The following is an 18646-nucleotide window of genomic DNA, read 5'->3' on the forward strand; positions in this document are numbered from 1 at the left end:
AAGGTCGTCTACACTTTGCTTTGCACGCCTTTCGCGCAAATTGAAGTCAGCGAGCACGCCATAATTTATAGAACGATCGTTCTTACAGGAGGGCCACTGAAAGGCTAAGTCGCTCTTGCACGGCGGGAATCCATGTATCGAATAAGGCAAGAGAATCTGATGATGAAATGAAGTCTTATGCGAACGACCTTGATAAGGGCTTACGTTTTGCCTTCTAGAATGCCGGCTTTGAATCAACCAAACAGCTAAGCCCTCGCCTGCAAACGCATGGGATGCCCTAAGAGGGGCTAACATCACTTCGTCATAGCCCCTCGCAGAGCAGTTATGCTTGCGGCCCTCATGGCAAGACGACCCGTTAGCAAAGAACTGTGGCGACAGCTACAACCCCTGATCCCAGCCTTCGTGCCTTCTGCCAAAGGCGGTGCGCGCAAGCTCGCGGTCAGCGACGAAGCCGCCCTCAACGGCATCCTGTTCGTGCTGCAAACAGGCATTCCATGGGAGGACCTTCCCCAATCTCTTGGGTACGGCAGCGGCATGACTTGCTGGCGGCGCCTGCGTGACTGGAATGCCGCTGGTGTCTGGAAGCAGTTGCACCAGGCCATGCTGACGCGCTTGCGTGAACACGACCAGATCGATTGGAGCCGGACCAGCATTGATGGCTCCTCGGTACCAAGCCCCCGGGGGGCCAGGAAACGGGCCCCAACCCCACGGATAGAGGCAAGCTCGGCTCCAAACGACACATCGTCGTAGATGCCAGAGGCATCCCGCTGGTGATCTTGGTCAGCGGCGCGAACCGGCACGACTCTAAGATGTTCGAGAGGTGCGTGGACGCGATTCCTGCGATTGCAGGCTTGTCAGGGCATCCCCGTAAAAGACCAGCCAAGCTGCACGCCGACAAAGGCTACGACTTCAAGCGATGCCGAACCCACCTGAGGCAGCGGGGCATCATCGGCCGGATTGCCAGACGAGGCGTTGAGAGCAGCCAGCGGCTGGGCAAGCACCGCTGGGTGGTGGAGAGGACGCACAGCTGGTTTGCAGGCTTTGGCAAGCTGCGAATCCGCTTTGAACGACGGCTGAATATCCACGAAGCGCTCTTGAAGTTGGCGGCAGCGATCATCTGCGCACGCTTCGTGGATAGGTGGTGTTAGCCAGTCTAAGTGTGAGATCGGCTGAGTAACAAGTCTATGTCGGAAGAACAGTTGATGTCCGTGCCGATGGCCGCAGGAATCACGAAGTCTGGCGACGTGGCCACCACCGCCCCCACGGGCGCAATGCTGCCGGGGTGAAAGTCCGGCGTGGCACAGGCTTTGCAGACCTCGCCATGGCCTTGCGGGTCGGCAACCGAGGCGAAGTCCAGCAGTTGACTAACGGCTTTGTGCTCCAGCGGCAGGCTGTCGGGCAACAAAATGGTGGCTGCTGCCTGCTCGTTATGGATTTGATAGATATTGTCTCGGTAGGAGACCTGGATGCCCTGACGTGACAGAGCTTTTTGCAGTCGGGAAAGCTTCCCGGAAGAGTGCGGCATGATGCTGAAAAAACAGGTACGCAACAGCGCATCTCCGAATCTGGGAGATGCAACGCACCTTCGAGCAGCAGCATCAAGAAGGACTGATAAGAGGCTTATTCTAATGAGTAAGCGCCGGGCCGCCTAACCGGCGTTGCTAATATGCTGCAATGCGCAATGCAATTCGGTCCTTTCAGATTCCCGTACCACTGCAGACTTTGTATGACGCAGCCGCGGCCCTAGGCCCGCAGTTCGGCCTGTCGCCCGAAACCGTTTTTGGAGACTGCGGCCTGCGGCTGGAGATCCCTCCCGTGCCCAGCTACATCGATTGGTGCACGCCGCGCAATGTGATGACGTTTGCGACCACGGGCTGCGACAGCGTTCATTACAGCTATCTGGTCGATGAGCGCCTGCCCGATAGCGTCAGCCCCATCGTCATGACACTGCCCTGCGTGAACGAATTGAGCTGGGTGATTGCCGAGAACTTTCAGGAATTCTTTGACTACGGCTACTACGTGGGCTGGCGCGAACTGGAGCAGCTGTACTACGAAGATGAAAAAGGCGAAGCCTGCTTTCACGAGGCAAGCCAGTCATTGAGCAATCTCGGCATGCAGCAGCTGCCGCTGCTGCACAAGGCGTTGAATATGCAGGCTGTGCTGCCGACGCTGCAACGCTTTGGCGATCTGCAGAACAAGTACCAGGCCTTATTGAATATTCCGCCCATGCCGGCAGAGCATGCCTGATTGCGTATCCATCCATCGCCTCGATCCCCATATTCGCTGAGCGATACCGCTTTTCATCCGAAATTCAATCCAGAAATCGGGCAGCCACAGCGGGATCCGGCATCATGCACTGCTCGCTTTTGCCAAACCAGTGATAGCGGTTCCTGGCGATCATGCGGTAGAGCGCATCGCGCAATGCAGCGGGTATCAACCTGATCACCGCTGTCAGTCGCCAGGGCCAGCCCAGTGCGTGCAGCACGCGCAGGATGGCATCCGTGTGCTGCCAGGAGCGTGAGCCGTCCACCAGCAGCAGGGTCTGCAGACCTTCTATGCGCAAGCCTGCATCGGCCAACAGCTTGCCGCCGACCTCGCCCTGTATGGCGGCGAACTGAAAAATGCCCTGCTGGTCGTGCTTGAGCAAGAACTGCACCCAGCCATTGCACAACAGACATTGCGCATCAAAGACCACAATCATTCTTTTTCCTCGGGCAGCAACAGATAGCCACGATAGCTGGCCACTACACCAATGAGGGGTACGGCCGCTTCGACATGAAATTGCATATGCTCGCCGGCTCCGGTTTCTTCGGCCACGATGCGCGGTGCCAGCCAGCCCGGGCATGGGAAGCCCAGAAAATACAGACGCCGCAGTCGCATGAGAAGCCGTCCATCCACCGCCTGCAAGGCAAAGCACAGTCGCGCCAGGCCAAGGCGCTCGGTCAGGTGGCCATTGTTCAACTGCATGGTTGAGCGCATGAGCTGCGAGGGGAAGATGCGAATCCAGGTTTCCACCTCGGGACTGGCCTGCAGTTCGAAATGAATCGTCCCCTCGCTGGCGGTGCGTGGCGTGCCCAGAGCCAGCGCCAACAGCTTGGCCGCCAGAGTCCGGGGGGCGCCGGTCTGTACCCTGCCCTGAAGCTCATGCTCACCCTGCAGGCCGTGAAAGCGCTGCAGGGCGACATCGAGCTTGCAGAACTCATCGCCCATGGCCTGCTGAAACAAAGAGGCACTCCGCATCATCAAGCAAGCTCCCGCATCTGAATATCCAGTCCCTGCGCTTCGTCCGCAAAGTCCTGCAGCGTCAGCAGCCCCACGCAAGGCCTAGCGCCTGGCTCCAGCGGTGCACCCGCAGCCAGCTTGCGTACCAGCGCACTGGCAGCCAGCGTGGGAACATAAGGCCCGTCGCCCGAGCCCGCCATAAGCACCCAGCGGCGCTGGTAGGCTTGCCCCTTTGCATCCAGGCCACTGACCGTGACATGCATGGCTCCTGCATCGCTGCCCCAGTTCCTGAACCAGTCCGCCATGTGCTTGAGCCTGCGCGCATGTGCAGACCAGTCCTGCACCAGCCCTCTGTGAGCCAGCCAGGCCATGGCATTCATCCCGCGCTGCAAAAACGACAACTCAAGCCCAGCACCGAATCTGATGGAAGGACTGCCTTCATAGCGAAGCGGTAGCAGTGCGAGATCCGGTACATCGCAGGCCGACAGCAGCCGCCGTCCAACAGGTGCCGGATAGTCATGCCGATAGCTGCGCAGCCAGCCAATCACGGCTTGCTGCCGGGAGCCAGGCAGCGGCTTGCCACAATAGCTGAGGATGGCAGCGACGGTGGACAGGCCTCTATCCGTACGATTGCCCGGGCTGATGCCTATGTCGATACGGCTGACGCGAGCCATGGCCGAAGCTAGCGCATCCACGACCGCCGAGGACAGCGCAGGCACCGAGCTGGCACCGCTGAGCAACAGCACGCCCGCAGCTTTGGCCTGCGGGTCGAGCACATCGATGCCGCCGACAAAGTCACGCCCATCGGCCAGATCCACATAGTGGACGCCGGCGTGGGTACAGGCTCGGGCCACGCGGTAGTCCTGCCCCTGAAACGGGCCCGAGGTGTGAATGAGCGCATCCACCTCCAGCGTCTTGAGCCTGTCCTCCAGACCGGGCACCATCACGTCCAGCACCGCGTGGCTCAGGCTTGAGCAAGCGCCCGGAGCCAGACTTCCAACCAGCGCCTGCGCCGCAGAGGCCGAGCGCCCTGCCACCACGATGTGCAAACCGCTTTGCCTGGCCAGCCTGGCAACCAGCCGGCTGCCGAAGAAGCCGTAAGCACCGACGACCATGACCTTGAATTCACGCATGCCGCAGTGTAGCGGGACGCGGGTTTCGCTCTGGAGCGCAAGCCCGGCAGCGGCGAGCCTGCTCAGCCGCGTTCATGGCTCGGTCACAGCAGGGTCAAAGCCCGTACTTGCGAATCTTGTCGTGCAGCGTTGTCTTGGGGGTGTGCAGCGCCTGTGCCGTGCGCGTCAGGCTACCTTCGTTGTTGCGCAAGGCTTCGGAAATCAGGGAACGCTCTATGGACTCCATGGTTGCCGCCAACGAAGCCGCTGCCTCGGGCGCCGTACCGGGTGGGGACAGGCCGGCATCCAGCCCCAGCGTGATGCGCTCGGCCGTGTTGCGTAGCTCGCGCACATTGCCTGGCCAGTCGTGGGCAAGCAGCGCCTGCAGACGCTGCGGCGTCAGCTCTGCCACGGGCCGCTGGTGGCGGGCGGCGGCCTGCAACGCGAAATGCTCGAACAGCAGTGCAACATCCTCGCGGCGCTCGCGCAGCGGGGGCAGGTTCACGGCGACCACATTGAGACGATAGTAGAGATCGGAGCGAAACAGGCCCTGACGGCTGAGTTCCAGCAAATCGACCTTGGTTGCAGCAATCACACGGCAGTCGACGGCAATGAGCGTGTTCGAGCCCAGACGCTCCAGCACTCTTTCCTGCAGCACGCGCAGCAGCTTGGCCTGCATGGGCAGGGGCATGCTTTCGATCTCGTCGAGAAACAAGGTGCCGCCGCTGGCATGTTCGATCTTGCCGATGCGCTTCTTGCCCGCGCCGGTAAAGGCCCCGGCCTCGCTGCCGAACATTTCGCTGTCAAACAGCGTCTCCGGCAGGCCGCCGCAGTTGATGGCGACAAAATTGCCGCTCTTGCGCCGGCTGGATTCATGCAGGCTGCGCGCGACTCTTTCCTTGCCGGTGCCCGTTTCCCCCCAGATCAGCACATCAGCCTCGCTGGCCGCCAGGCTTTGCAATGTGCTGCGCAGCTGCTGCATGGGCAGCGAGCGCCCCAGCAACTGGTGCTGCAACACATCCCGACTTTGTAGCTGCTGGCGCAGGCTGCGCACCTCCAGCACCAGGCGACGGCGCTCCAGCGCACGGCGCACGGCTTCCACAAGGCGCTCGGGCGCAAACGGCTTTTCCAGAAAATCGGCCGCACCATCCTTCATGGCCTGCACGGCCATGGAGATATCGCCATGCCCGGTAATGAGAATCACGGGCAGTTCGGCGTCCAGCACGCGGACGGCGGCCAGCAGCCCAAGGCCGCTCATCTGCGGCAAGCGGATGTCGCTGACCACGATGCCGGCAAAATCCGGGGACAGGTGCTTTTGCGCCTGCTCGGCACTGCTCACGCAGATGCAGTCCAGACCTTCGAGGCGCATGGTCTGCTCGCAGGCCATGGCGACATCGGCATCGTCTTCAACGATCAGGACTTTGAGGGAAGGGTTCATGGGCTGCAGGCAATCAGGACAGCGGCCGAGTATCCACCAAGGGCAGGCTCAGCGTGAAGATGGCCCCGCCTTCCGGATGGTTGCCGCCCGTCAGGCTGCCGCCTGCGGCCTGGGCGATCTCGGCCGACAAAGGTAGGCCCAGACCCAGGCCCAGTCCCTCGGGCTTGGTCGTGAAAAAAGGCTCAAACAGTCGCGCTTGCGCCTGATCGCTGAGTCCCGGACCATGGTCGCGCACCGTGATCTGCGCCCAGGCACCGGAACGGTTGCAGGCAATTTCCACGCACCGCGTGTTGCCGCCCTGCACAGCGTCCAGCGCGTTGCTCAACAGATTGATCAACACCTGCTGTACGCGATTGGCATCGCACCAGGCGCTCAACTCAAGATCCGAGGGCTGTCGCACGACCATGACGCCGCTTTGGGCAATACGCGGCTCCATGAGGGACAGAGCGCCATCGACCACCTTGGCCAGTTCAACCGGCTCGGGCTGGCCGGCGGACTTGCGGGCAAAGTTGCGCAACTGCCCGGTAATACGCCCCATACGCTCGGTCAGCTCGGCCATGCGCTGCAGATTGCTTTGCACCATCTCGCTCTGACCGCGTTCCAGAAAGCGCTGACTGTTGCCGGCCAGCGCCCGCAAGGCCGCCAGGGGCTGATTCAACTCATGGGCCACTTCCGTGGAAAGCTGACCGATGACGGCTAGTTTGCCTGCCTGTACCAACTCGTCCTGCGCCGCGCGCAGCGTGGTCTCGGCCTGCATGCGCTCCATCACCTCCTGCTGCAGCGCCACATTGGCACTCTGCAGATCGGCCGTGCGCTGCTGCACCTTGTTTTCCAGCACCTCGTTGGCTTGTTTCAGCGCCTGCTGGGCCGCCAGTTGCTCACGCACATGTCTGCGCCGCTGATACAGCAAAGCTCCCAGCAAAAGCATCAACGCAATCAACGCCCCCGTCACCCAGGCGCGACTGGCCGCCAACTGCAATGCAACGCTCAAGGGGGAAAGCACGGTAATCTGCCAGGGTGTGCCGGCCATAGGTCTGGACTGGGCCAGAAAGCGGCCAGCGCTCTGGTCTGCCGCAGCGTCCTTGACATCGGGAATGCTCACCTGCCTGACGCCCGTGACACTGCCACTGCTCATGCCACGCCACCCCAGAGGCCGCAGGCTCAGGCGGTTGTATTTCTGCGAAGCTTCCAGCTCGGCACGTCTTGCCTCATCCAACGGCAGCAAGGTGGCAAAGCGCCAGGCAGGCATGTTGCTGAGAATGACCACGGTATTTTCATCGCTGACCAGTACCGGAGACTCCGCACTGGCCCAGGATTGCTCGAGCTGCGCCAGCCCGACCTTGACCACCACCACGCCATGCATCTCGCCCTGCCCCAAGGTAGTGGTCAGGTAATAGCCGGGCTCGCCGCGAGTGGTGCCCACGCCGAAGTAGCGCCCGCGCCCTTCTCGCAATGCCTGCTGGACATAGGGCCTGAAACCGAGACTCTCGCCCACAAAACTGTCGGCGCGGCGCCAATTGCTGGCAGCCAGCACATGACCGTCGTGATCGAGCATGTAGACGCTGAGGGTGCCCGCACGACGGCTCAGCTCCTCCAGATAGAGATTGGCGCGAGACTGCAGTCTTTCGTCGCCCGGCGATTGCAGCAGCGACAGGATCTCGGGCTGCAAGGCCACGACATCGGGCAGAAAGGCAAATTTCTCGATCTCGCGCCGCAGGCTGGCAGCATAGAGATCGAGGCGGTTGTTGCCGGCAGCCACGACGGTCTCGAGACCGATCTTGACGAAGCCCTGATAGCCCAGCCAGCCGCCCAGGCTGCTTGCAGCCAGCCAGAGCAGGATCAGCAAAACAGCACGCAGGCGCGGGGGCAGGAAAGCTAACATGGTGCGAACCATGGTAGCAGCGCCCGGCACCGCAGGGGACAGGAATCCGGGCAACGGGAAGATCAGGCTCGAACGCGAATGGGCTCGGGCATCAGCTGTGGCTCGACAGCCAGATCTGCGCACGACTCCGGCTCTTCGTTGCCTTCCCATTTGGCAACCACGGCCGTGGCAATGGCGTTACCCAGCACATTGGTCAATGTACGGCCCATGTCCAGGAAGTGGTCGATGCCCAGAATCAGCAGGATGCCCGCTTCCGGCAAACCGAACATGGGCAGCACGGCGGCCACCACCACCAGCGAGGCACGAGGCACGCCGGCAATGCCCTTGCTGGAGATCATCAGCACCAGCAGCATGGTCAGCTGAGCAGTCAATGTCATCTCGATGCCGTAGGCCTGAGAGATGAAGATGGCCAGGAAGGTGGTGTAGATCATGGAGCCATCGAGGTTGAACGAGTAACCCAGAGGCAGCACAAAGCCTGTGATACGCGGCTTGATGCCGAATTTTTCCAGCTGCTCCATGAGCTTGGGCAGCGTGGATTCGCTGCTGGCCGTGAAAAAGCCCACCAGTACCGGACCGCGAATCAGCGACAGAAGGCGGAAGACATCCTTGCCCAGCACCAGATAGCCGGCGCCGATGAGCAGCACCCACAGCGCGGCCAGCGCAATATAGAAGCCCAACAGGAACTTGCCGAACACCAGCAGCATGCCCAAGCCATGGGTGGCAATGGTGCCGGCGACAGAGCCGAACACGCCCACGGGTGCAAAGCGCATCACATATTCGGTCACGCGCAGCATTACATGCGAGGTCTCTTCCATCAGATCAACCAGCATGTGCTTTTTCTGATGGTTCAGGTAGCCCAGAGCGATACCGAAGAACAGCGCAAACACAAGGATCTGCAACACCTCATTGGTGGCCATGGCCTCGAAGATGTTCTTGGGGAAGACATGGGTGATGAAATCCTTGAAATTCAGCGCACCGGTCTTCAGACCCAGGCTCTCGGCATTGGTGGGAAGCTCCACCGTCAGGCCATGGCCGGGCTGCAACACATTGGCAAAAACCAGCCCCAGAAACAGCGAGCAGAACGATGCCGCGATAAACCAGCCCAGCGCACGACCACCCACTCGGCCCACAGAGCCGGCATCGCCCATATTGGCCAGCCCCGCCACCAGCGTGGCAAACACCAGGGGCGCGATGATCATCTTGATCATGCGCAGAAATACGTCGGTGAGAATGCCGAAATAGCCGGCAATGTCTTTGGCTGTCTCCGGTGTCGCGGCGTTGGCGTGGACGAGATAGCCCACAACCACACCCAGAACCATGGCCAGCAGAACCATGATGGTCAGGCGGTTGGATTTCATTTCTTGGAATCTTGGTATGCGTTGTTTGAGCCGCTGCCTGACTCTAGGCCATGCAGGCACCGGGTTCTGGCAGCGACAACAAACCGAGACGGACCGCCGACGCAACCGAGGTTTCGTCAGCAAGGTCCAGCCCCAGTCTCACTTGGTCAGCCGCAGTGAAGCGGCGTGCCGTCCTTTAAGCACATACCGTGCCAGTCAAAAAATCACGTCCAAGTCTTTGATTTGCTTATATTCAAAATACTTTTCCGCATAACCACAATCGGATTTCCGGACGCCATCCGGATTGATGTACGGAATTCCGAACATGACTCAGGCAGTTACTGCTGAACGTATCCAGTCCGGCAGCGCAGCGGCTTTCTGCCGGGGAAAATCCACCCAGATCACGGTGCCTCCGCCGGCTGCACAAATGACTCCCGGCTGTGCCACACGCTCCATGGTGGCCCAGGTCTCAAAGGTGGTGCGCGCGGGATCGCTGACAAACATCTTGAGCAGCACCTCGTCCGGATACGCAAGCTGCTGATAGAAATTGCAGAAGGCGTTGACGATGACCGGCCCTTGCCCCGCAGGGTCCGGATTCAGGCCCATGCCATGCATCCAGTCGATACGGGCAGTTTCCAGGTAGCGAAAGTACTGGGCGTTGTTGACATGCCCCATGGCATCCATATCGCCCCAGCGTATGGGAAAGCGCGTTTCATAGACCTGCTTCTTCAGCTCGGGCAGCTCGATTTTCATGCCGGTATGTCTCCTGATTGAACAAGGTTTGCAACTGCATCATCACCTTGTTCTAGTTTCTTTGAGGGATGGCACGCCCTGGGGCGATCACTAGCCTATGGACTTTGCCGCAACACCGATTGATGCGCTGTCGCCAAATCTGCACGGTCGTGCCGGGCTGTCAGCATAGAATCGCCCGCATCGCGGTTTTTGCAGACGCACCTGCCAAGGCCGCGCACGCCAGTTTTCCCAATCCAATATCAAGCGAGACTTTCCCGATGACAAACGAAGAGATCCTGGCCCAGTACGGCCCGCGAGAGGCCATGGAATATGACGTGGTGGTGGTGGGCGGTGGCCCCGGTGGCCTAGCCACTGCCATTCGCCTCAAGCAGCTGGCGGCCGAAAAAGGTCAGGATGTCTCCGTAGTCGTGCTGGAAAAAGGCTCCGAGCCCGGCGCGCACACGCTGTCTGGCGCAATCATGGATCCTCGCGCGCTGACCGAGTTGATCCCCGACTGGAAGGAAAAGGGGGCTCCCCTGAACCAGCCGGTGACCGAAGACGCCATGGTCTTCCTTGGCGAGAAGAGTTCCTTGCGCACGCCCAACTGGCTGCTGCCCAAGTGCTTCCATAACGAAGGCAACTACATTGTTCGCCTGGGCTTTGTCACCAAATGGCTGGCGGAACAGGCCGAAGCCCTGGGCGTGGAAATCTTCCCTGGCTTCACGGCCGCCGAAGTGCTCTACAACGAAGACGGCTCCGTCAAGGGCGTAGCCACCGGCAATATGGGCATCAGCAAGGAAGGCGAGCCCACGGGCGACTTCCAACTGGGCATGGAACTGCACGGCAAGTACACCATCTTTGCCGAGGGTGCGCGCGGCCACCTCGGCAAGCAGATCATCGCCAAGTACTCCCTGGACGCCAACCGCGACCCGCAGACTTACGGTCTGGGCATCAAGGAACTCTGGGAGATCGACCCCAAGCGTCACAAACCCGGCATGGTGCTGCACACCGCAGGCTGGCCCATGAAGAGCGACACCTACGGCGGAGCCTTCCTCTATCACCTGGAAGACAATCTGGTCACGCTGGGCTTCATCACCGGTCTGGACTATTCCAACCCCTATCTGTCTCCATTCGAGGAGATGCAGCGCTGGAAGACCCATCCCAATATCCGCTACTACCTGGAAGGCGACGAAGCCAACGGCATCAAGCCCGCCAAGCGCATCAGCTACGGTGCCCGTGCCATCACGGCTGGCGGCATCTCCAGCCTGCCCCGCTTTGTCTTCCCCGGCGGCGCGCTGGTGGGCTGCGAAGCCGGCTTCCTCAACGTCAGCCGCATCAAGGGCAGCCATGCCGCGATCAAGACCGGCATGCTGGCCGCCGAAGCTGCCTACGCCGCCATCGTCGCCGGTCGCCAGGGCGATGAGTTGACGGCCTATACCTATGCGTTCGAGAACAGCTGGCTCTATGAGGAGCTGTGGAAGGCGCGCAACTTCAAGGCCTGGTTCAAGAAGGGTCTGACTACGGCCACAGTGATGAACGGCCTGGAGCAGTTCGTGCTGCGCGGCAACATCCCCTGGACACTGCATCGCAACAAACCCGACCATGCCTATCTGAAGCCTGCAGCCGATTGCGCGCCCATCGAGTACCCCAGGCCCGACGGCAAGCTGACCTTCGACCGCCTCTCCAGCGTGTTCATCAGCAGCACCAATCATGCAGAGAACCAACCAGCTCACCTGACGCTCAAGGACGCCAGCGTTCCCGTCGACGTGAACCTGACCAAGTTCGCCGGTCCCGAGCAGCGCTACTGCCCCGCAGGCGTCTACGAATTCGTGGAGGACGAAGTCAATGCCGGCAAGCAGCGCCTGCAGATCAACGCACAGAACTGCGTGCACTGCAAGACCTGCGACATCAAGGACCCGACACAGAACATCGTCTGGGTGACACCCGAAGGCGGCGGCGGCCCCAACTACTCAGGTATGTAATCCGTCCACGATTGCATTCGGCGGCGGCAACTGCTCCGGATGCTGCGCCACAAAGCCTGCGCCAGCCACTGCTGCGCAGGCTTTTTTCATGGACTGAATGTTTTTAGCAACGCAGGCTGCCAAATGCCCACAAATTTGCAGCATCACAGAAAAAACGCATGCCACCGCAATCGCCGCGAATCACTCAATGAAGATCGCTTGCCAGCGCAGAAAGGGCAATTTTCAAAAAACAGGCAATTGCATCAATATGCCTGCTCATATCGCATAAGGCGCAGGAAAAATGCGGCGCAAAACCGAAATCGGGCCTCACTCAACGCAATATTGCGCGCCATTGCCCGGCTTCCACACACACTAACTCCTGCCAATTAGCGCTTTGCGCAGCTTTCATGCCATTTTTTCGCAATCATCGTATAGGGATAAACAAGGTTATCTCAATCGCGAAGACAGCCAGATCGGTGCAGTAGACTTTGCCGCGAGGCGACGCGCATCACGCACTGCCGTCTTAATTCACCTGCAACACACAACAAACGCTGGAGATACACATGAAGCAGCTGTCCTTGGCCCGCATGGGCGCACTGGCCCTGGCAATTTCCGCCATGTCGGGTGCCTATGCCGCCGACACCAAGTCCGTGGCCGTGACCGCCATTGTTGAACACCCCGCCCTGGATGCGGTGCGCGACGGCGTCAAGGACGCCCTGAAGGCAGCCGGCTACGAAGACGGCAAGTCCCTGAAGTGGCAATACCAGAGTGCACAGGGCAATACCGGTACGGCCGCCCAGATCGCGCGCAAGTTCGTGGGTGACAAGCCCGATGCCATCGTCGCCATTGCCACTCCTTCCGCGCAGGCCGTGATCGCGTCGACCAAGACCGTGCCCGTCGTGTTCTCTGCCGTGACCGACCCCGTTGCCGCCAAGCTGGTCGCCAGCTGGGAACCCTCCAAGAACAATGTGACCGGCGTTTCCGACCTGCTGGCCCTGGACAAGCAAATGGATCTGGTCAAGCAGGTCGTGCCCAATGCCAAGCGCATCGGCATGGTCTACAACCCCGGTGAAGCCAACTCCGCCGTAGTCGTGAAGGAACTTCAGGCCCTGCTGCCCAAGATGGGCTGGACTCTGGTAACGGCTGCGGCTCCCCGCTCGGTGGACGTCTCCAGCGCCGCTCGCTCGCTGGTGGGCAAGGTGGACGTGATCTACACCAACACAGACAACAACGTGGTGTCGGCCTACGAATCGCTGGTCAAGGTGGGCCAGGACGCCAAGATTCCTCTGGTGGCTTCTGACACCGACTCCGTCAAGCGCGGCGCTGTGGCTGCCTACGGCATCAACTACCGCGATCTGGGCGAACAGACAGGCCGCATGGTTGTGCGCATTCTCAAGGGCGAAAAGCCTGGCGACATCAAGCCCGAAGTCTCTACCAAGATGGAGCTGTTCGTGAATCCCGCTGCGGCTGAAAAGCAAGGCGTGAAGCTGTCCGACGCGCTGATCAAGTCCGCCGCGACCGTGGTCAAGTAATCCCACTCCCTGTCGCCAGCACCGCCGCTCTCAGGCGGTGCCAGCACAGCGGCAGGTGCCGTGGCAACATGGCCCTGCCGATTTTTTTAGACGTTTGCCGCGCCTGTCGCTCTCTCTATGTCTCTATTTTCCATCCTCGGTGCCATTGAAATTGGCCTGATATTCAGCCTGGTGGCGCTGGGCGTCTTCATCTCCTTTCGCTTGCTGCGTTTCCCCGATCTGACGGTCGACGGCAGCTTCCCCCTTGGCGGTGCGGTGTGCGCCATTCTGATTTCCACGGGCACCAACCCCTGGCTGGCCACGCTGGCCGGCACGGCAGCCGGAGCCGTGGCCGGCTTCATCACAGGCTGGCTCAACGTCAAGCTCAAGATCATGGACCTGCTGGCTTCCATCCTGATGATGATCGGCCTGTACTCGGTCAACCTGCGCATCATGGGCGGCCCCAATGTGCCGCTGATCAACGAGCCCACACTGTTCACCATGCTGCAGCCGGCGAACATTGAAGACTATGTGATGCGTCCGCTGATCATGCTGGGCTTCGTCATCGTGGCCAAGCTGGCTCTGGACTGGTTCTTTGCCACCGAACGCGGTCTGGCCATCCGCTCCACGGGCTCCAACGCCCGCATGGCCCGCGCTCAGGGCGTCAACACCGGCGCCATGATTCTGCTGGGCATGGCAATTTCCAACGGCCTGGTCGGCCTGGCCGGAGCGCTGTTCGTGCAGACGCAGGGCGGCTCCGACATCTCCATGGGCATCGGCACCATCGTCATCGGTCTGGCGGCCGTGATCGTGGGCGAGACCATCCTGCCCTCGCGCAAGATCATCTGGGCCACGCTGGCCGTGGTGCTTGGCGCCGTGGTCTACCGCTTCTTCATCGCAGCGGCCCTCAATATCGATGCCATCGGCCTCAAGGCACAGGACTTGAATCTGGTGACGGCAGTGCTGGTGACCATCGCACTGGTGATTCCGCAAATCAAGAAAAAGCTGAGCAAGCGCAAGTAAGAAGAAGGACGGCGGAGAACACCATGCTGAACGCACAAAACCTCGAACTCACCTTCAATCCCGGCACGCCGATCGAAACCCGCGCCCTGCGCGGCCTGTCGCTGTCCATCCCCGACGGTCAGTTTGTGACCGTCATCGGCTCCAACGGCGCAGGCAAGTCCACATTTCTGAACTGCGTCTCGGGCGACCAGAGCGTGGACAAGGGCAAGATCGAAATTGCCGGCATCGACATGACGCGCATGCCGGTATGGTCCCGCTCCAAGCAGGTGGCCCGCGTGTTTCAGGACCCCATGGCCGGCACCTGTGAAGACCTTTCCATCGAAGAGAACATGGCGCTGGCTCACGAACGCGGCAATCTCCGCGGCCTGTCCAAGGCAGTCAAGGCCAGCAATCGCGAGCTGTACCGCGACCGCCTGGCCACGCTGGGCCTGGGTCTGGAAAATCGCCTGACCGACCGTATCGGCCTGCTCTCTGGCGGACAGCGCCAGGCCGTGAGCCTGCTGATGGCAGCGCTGCAGCCTTCACGCATTCTGCTGCTGGACGAACACACGGCCGCTCTTGACCCGCGCACCGCGGACTTTGTGCTGCAACTGACCGCACGCATCGTGCAGGAAGCCAATCTCACCACCATGATGGTCACGCACAGCATGCGCCAGGCTCTGGACGTGGGCACGCGTACCGTCATGCTGCACCAGGGCAATGTGGTGCTGGACGTCAGCGGCGAAGAACGCTCCAAAATGGATGTGCCCGACCTGCTGCATATGTTCGAGAAAGTACGTGGCGAGAAGCTGGCCGATGATGCATTGCTGCTGAGCTAAGCCAGAAATCATCAAAACAATAGCTGCTAACGCTTTATACATAAGCGTTGGCAGCTATTTCATATCAAATCAACTCAGCCAGCCTGAGGCTTCAGCACCTGAACCGGCGGCCTGCGCCCCATGGCCGCGCACACCAGCACGGCCAGCAGGGCAATCAGCGCCGTGCCCCATTCCGCATTCTGCAGACCCTGGGCATTGGCCTGCTGCAGAGCCTGGGCACTTGCAGAGCCTGTGGCCTGCAACTGCGCCACAGGCCGAGCTGCCACCATCACCAGCACGGCCAGCCCCAGTGCCGCCCCCACCTGCTGGGCCGTGGCAGCCACACCGGAGGCCACCCCCTGCTGCAGCGGCTCGATGCCCTCGCCCACCAATACCCACATTCCGGTCCAGCTGGCGCCCTGGCCTATGCTCATCACGATGAAGCCCGGCACCAGCCACCAGTAATTGCCGGCCAACGGCAGCAGGGCGGCGGTCCAGACCAGGCCCGCCAGGCCGGCCGTCCAGCCGGCCATCAGCACAATGCGGGCGCTGTGACGCGCCAGACCTCGTTCGGCCCAGCGAATACCGACGGTGCAGACAATGGTGGGCAGCACAAAGGCCAGCCCGGCCTGCAACGGGCTCCAGCCCAGCACCTGCTGAAAGTACAGACCCAGGAAGTAGTACTGCACGCCATAGCAGCTCATGAACAGCAGTGTCAGCAGCATGGCGTGCTGCAGTCCGCGCATCCTCAGCATGGTCAGCGGCATCAGCGGCGCGGCCACCTGTCTTTCAATGGCTAGAAATGTCGCCAGCGCCAGCAAGGCCGCCAGCATCACGGCCAGGGTGCGCCCGTCCAGCCAGCCCCATTGCGGACCTTGCACCAGGGCCGTGACCAGCAGACAACTGCCCAGCGTCACGCTGATGCAACCGGCCACATCAAAGCGGCGCTGATGACGCGGCACGCTGGGCATGGCGGGCAGATAGCGCAGTGCCGCCAGCGCGCAAGGCCAGGCAACCGGAACCAGCACCCACAGCACCCAGTTCCACCCCAGCAACTGGGTCAGCACACCGCCCAGCAAGGCCCCCGCCGCCAGCCCTGCGGCACTTGCCATGCTCCACACGGCCAGCGCCCGATTGCGCTCGGCACCGGGGCGATACAAGGTGTTGATCATGGCCAGCGTGGCCGGGAACAGCAGTGCCGCCCCAACGCCCTGCGCCGCACGCGCCGCGATCAGCAGCCAGGCCTCCGTGGCAAAGCCGCCGGCCAGCGACGCCAGTCCGAACAAGGCCATGGCTGCTATATACATGCGGCGCTGGCCCAGCAGATCGGCGCAGCGCCCGCCCAGCAGCAGACAGCCGCCGAAAGCCACGCTATAGCCACTGATCACCCATTGCAGATGGTGCGCAGGCAGCTGCAGATGCATGCCCATGGCGTCCAGCGCCACAAACACGATCGTCGCATCCAGCGCAATCATCAGCTGCGCCAGCGACAACAGGGCCAGCGCGGCACGCGGATAGCGCAGACTGGGCAGGGCTGGCAACTTGTCTTTCTCTTGATCCATCACATCGGTCCTCATTCTCGAAAAGGAGCGGCTGCTCGCCTCGCCGCCGCGGCGGGCGTGAGTGCTCCAAAGCGTGCTGCATTGCAGGTACAGCGTGAATGACCGGTCAGGCAGGCATCGTATTTAATTCAAGGATGTAGATAAATATGAAAATCATGTTTAACTTATGCATATACGCATCAATCAAGCCTGATCACCATGGATCTGAACGCCGTACACATGCTGGTCAAGGTGGCCGAGTGCAAGAGCTTCACGCAGGCCGCGCACAGCCTGGGAACCACGCAGTCCCGCATCTCACGGGCGATTGCCCAGCTGGAAGCCGACCTGGGCACCCGGCTGCTGCATCGCAATACGCGCAATGTCTCGCTCACGCCTGATGGCTGCACCCTGGTGGACCGCAGCGCCGCGCTGATTGCCGGGCTTGATGAAGCGCGCCGGCTGATGCTGGACCGGCGCTGCGAACCCAGTGGCGTGCTGCGCATGACCGCGCCCTCGGTGCTGGGACGGGTAGTGCTCACGCCGTTGCTGGGGCCGCTGATGGACCGCTACCCGGATCTGCAGATCGACGCCAGCTTTACCGACCGGGTGGTGGACATGGTGGACGAAGGTTTTGACGCTGCCGTGCGCATAGGCCCTCTGGCCGACAGCCGCATGATTGCACGCAGCCTGCCGCCGCTGCGCTGGGTGACCGTGGTCGCCCCCAGCTATCTGCAAGCCCATGGCGCACCGCGTACGCTGCAAGAGCTGGCCCGGCACCGCTGCCTCTCGGTCTACAACCACTACCAAGGGTTTCAGGTGCCCTGGCAATTCAAGGCCGAAGACGAAGAACCGCTGGACTGGATGCCTCCGCAGTCCATCAGTTTCGACAGCGGCGATCCTTTGATCGAAGGCTCGCTGGCCGGTCTGGGTGTGGCCCAGGTCATGGAGTTTGCCGTGCGTGAGCATATTGCCAGCGCACGGCTCATCCCCGTGCTGACGCAACTCGAAGGCCGCAGCCGCGAACTGTCCCTGGTCTACCCCCGCACCCGCCATGCCTCGCCCAAGGTCAAGGCGCTGGCCCAGATGCTGCTGGAGCAGGCGCGCTGGTAAGCGGCAAGCCGACACCGCGCAGAGAGGCAGCACCCACCGCATTGCCCTGATTGAATGCCCCACATTGACCGATGAAGCCCGCAGCCTGCATGACCCGCATCTGCACGGGCAGCACGAGGCCAAAGGCCGCCGCGCCCAGACCACCAGACCGATGGCTGCGCCGGGTGCGTGGTCATGAGCAGCGGCAGCAGGGCCGTGACGATGGCCAGCAACGCCAAAATGATCTTGGTAGCACCGTCCAGCGACCAATCGGCCAATGTGAAACCTATGCCGATCAGTACCAGAGCGAAGGCCACGAAGCCGGGACTGGCATGCGTGATCTCGGCCAGCACAGGCGCCACACAGGTTTGGAGCGCAGACATGGCACCGGCCCCCAGCACCGACAGCAGCACTTCGGGGCAGGCCAGCACCTTCCGCTCGCGGCGCACGTCGGGGCGTGTTCGCGGATCGCCCTGGGGCCGCGCGGCAATGGTGATCAGGCCCTGAACGGCCGTGCCGCCAAAGGCTAGATGCCAGTCCACCTACTGGCCGATCCAGGTCGCCGCAGGCACACCGCCGATAGATTGCCCAAGGTGAACAGCAGCGTCATGAAACGAGCTCCCCGCATGACACCCAAGGCATAGGCCGACACCAGCATGCCCGCTCCATCTTTGCGGATGGAGCCATTTATTCACCAAATTCTCTTGAACTGAATTCAAAAATGAAAGCGTTCCCGGACCGCGCCTTGCCTCAATCCGTTGCATCCTCGCCACCATCTGCGCGCCTCAGGTCGATGCAGAGCACATGCCACCCACAAGCGGCCGCATCGGCAGCAGCGCATAAATCCATACAAAACAAATACTTGGCAAAAAGCTCGGCCGATTCCCCGTACTTCATGACAACCCGAAGCGCGCGCACCCGCCATAAATCGCTCACAATCTGCACCCACTGAACGGCAATGCGTGTCATCGCCGATCGCGCACGCCGCGTTGTTACCCCAG

Annotated in this window: 16 protein-coding genes and 2 pseudogenes; 7 read left to right on the top strand and 11 right to left on the bottom strand. The window is 61.4% G+C overall.

Features of this window, described 5'->3' with window-relative positions; translation table 11 throughout:
* Positions 1–339 precede the first annotated feature (339 nt).
* Positions 340–1148 (top strand): IS5 family transposase gene (locus CTR2_RS14325; protein WP_085960112.1). Its coding sequence is split into 2 segments (ribosomal slippage): positions 340–670 and positions 670–1148, totalling 810 coding nucleotides; the frame shifts between segments, so codons are not numbered across the junction.
* Between the two features lie 47 nt (positions 1149–1195).
* On the opposite strand, the pseudogene CTR2_RS14330 reads toward CTR2_RS14325, so the two are convergent.
* Positions 1196–1599, bottom strand: a pseudogene (locus CTR2_RS14330) (RtcB family protein); the annotation flags it as partial.
* Between the two features lie 75 nt (positions 1600–1674).
* Here CTR2_RS14330 and CTR2_RS14335 point away from each other — a divergent pair.
* Positions 1675–2247 (top strand): hypothetical protein, encoded by a 573-nt coding sequence (locus CTR2_RS14335; RefSeq protein WP_087083228.1) that lies wholly within the window; start codon positions 1675–1677, stop codon positions 2245–2247.
* A 64-nt stretch (positions 2248–2311) separates the two neighbouring features.
* Here the strand turns inward: CTR2_RS14335 and CTR2_RS14340 are convergent, their stop codons facing one another.
* The 7 genes from CTR2_RS14340 to CTR2_RS14370 form a co-directional block, all read right to left on the bottom strand.
* Complete coding sequence (locus tag CTR2_RS14340; RefSeq protein WP_087083227.1) at positions 2312–2701, bottom strand: thiol-disulfide oxidoreductase DCC family protein; 390 nt, start codon at positions 2699–2701, stop codon at positions 2312–2314.
* Positions 2698–3243, bottom strand: a complete 546-nt coding sequence (locus CTR2_RS14345) for a DUF4166 domain-containing protein (RefSeq protein ID WP_087083226.1) — start codon at positions 3241–3243, stop codon at positions 2698–2700. Before CTR2_RS14345 ends, CTR2_RS14340 begins: the two co-directional genes overlap by 4 nt.
* On the bottom strand, positions 3243–4355 hold the full coding sequence (locus tag CTR2_RS14350) for a saccharopine dehydrogenase family protein (protein ID WP_087083225.1): 1113 nt from the start codon (positions 4353–4355) through the stop codon (positions 3243–3245). The genes CTR2_RS14345 and CTR2_RS14350 overlap by 1 nt, the downstream gene beginning before the upstream one ends.
* A 94-nt stretch (positions 4356–4449) precedes the next feature.
* Positions 4450–5772: a sigma-54-dependent transcriptional regulator gene (locus tag CTR2_RS14355; protein ID WP_087083224.1), complete on the bottom strand. Its 1323-nt coding sequence runs from the start codon at positions 5770–5772 to the stop codon at positions 4450–4452.
* A gap of 13 nt (positions 5773–5785) precedes the next feature.
* The gene (locus CTR2_RS14360) at positions 5786–7654 is read right to left on the bottom strand and encodes a sensor histidine kinase (protein ID WP_254913330.1); all 1869 of its coding nucleotides are present in this window, start codon (positions 7652–7654) and stop codon (positions 5786–5788) included.
* A gap of 62 nt (positions 7655–7716) precedes the next feature.
* Positions 7717–9012 carry a dicarboxylate/amino acid:cation symporter gene (locus tag CTR2_RS14365; protein WP_087083222.1) on the bottom strand — a complete coding sequence of 432 codons (1296 nt, stop codon included), beginning with the start codon at positions 9010–9012 and terminating at the stop codon, positions 7717–7719.
* Positions 9013–9321: 309 nt separating this feature from the next.
* Positions 9322–9744: an acyl-CoA thioesterase gene (locus CTR2_RS14370; RefSeq protein ID WP_087083221.1), complete on the bottom strand. Its 423-nt coding sequence runs from the start codon at positions 9742–9744 to the stop codon at positions 9322–9324.
* A gap of 257 nt (positions 9745–10001) precedes the next feature.
* Between CTR2_RS14370 and CTR2_RS14375 the strand changes: the two genes are divergently transcribed.
* The 4 genes from CTR2_RS14375 (at position 10002) to CTR2_RS14390 (ending at position 15036) form a co-directional block, all read left to right on the top strand.
* On the top strand, positions 10002–11705 hold the full coding sequence (locus CTR2_RS14375) for an electron transfer flavoprotein-ubiquinone oxidoreductase (RefSeq protein ID WP_087083220.1): 1704 nt from the start codon (positions 10002–10004) through the stop codon (positions 11703–11705).
* 542 nt (positions 11706–12247) lie between these two features.
* Positions 12248–13216 (top strand): ABC transporter substrate-binding protein, encoded by a 969-nt coding sequence (locus CTR2_RS14380; protein ID WP_087083219.1) that lies wholly within the window; start codon positions 12248–12250, stop codon positions 13214–13216.
* A gap of 117 nt (positions 13217–13333) precedes the next feature.
* Entirely contained in the window at positions 13334–14218 is an 885-nt protein-coding gene (locus tag CTR2_RS14385) for an ABC transporter permease (protein WP_034366890.1), read from the top strand.
* Between the two features lie 23 nt (positions 14219–14241).
* A complete protein-coding gene (locus CTR2_RS14390) occupies positions 14242–15036 on the top strand; it encodes an ABC transporter ATP-binding protein (protein WP_003064901.1) in 795 nt (264 codons plus the stop codon).
* A 74-nt stretch (positions 15037–15110) separates the two neighbouring features.
* Here CTR2_RS14390 and CTR2_RS14395 read toward each other — a convergent pair whose 3' ends face one another.
* Positions 15111–16577: an MFS transporter gene (locus CTR2_RS14395; RefSeq protein ID WP_087083218.1), complete on the bottom strand. Its 1467-nt coding sequence runs from the start codon at positions 16575–16577 to the stop codon at positions 15111–15113.
* Positions 16578–16775: 198 nt separating this feature from the next.
* Here CTR2_RS14395 and CTR2_RS14400 point away from each other — a divergent pair, with 198 nt between their 5' ends.
* Positions 16776–17666 (top strand): LysR family transcriptional regulator, encoded by an 891-nt coding sequence (locus CTR2_RS14400; RefSeq protein ID WP_087083217.1) that lies wholly within the window; start codon positions 16776–16778, stop codon positions 17664–17666.
* On the opposite strand, the pseudogene CTR2_RS14405 reads toward CTR2_RS14400, so the two are convergent.
* Positions 17638–18250: pseudogene (locus tag CTR2_RS14405) on the bottom strand (MFS transporter); the annotation flags it as partial. The gene CTR2_RS14400 and the pseudogene CTR2_RS14405 sit on opposite strands and share 29 nt — an antisense overlap.
* A 145-nt stretch (positions 18251–18395) precedes the next feature.
* Positions 18396–18614 carry a hypothetical protein gene (locus CTR2_RS14410; protein ID WP_087083216.1) on the bottom strand — a complete coding sequence of 73 codons (219 nt, stop codon included), beginning with the start codon at positions 18612–18614 and terminating at the stop codon, positions 18396–18398.
* Positions 18615–18646 lie beyond the last annotated feature (32 nt).

The organism is Comamonas thiooxydans (assembly GCF_002157685.2).
GTDB lineage: Bacteria > Pseudomonadota > Gammaproteobacteria > Burkholderiales > Burkholderiaceae_C > Comamonas > Comamonas testosteroni_H.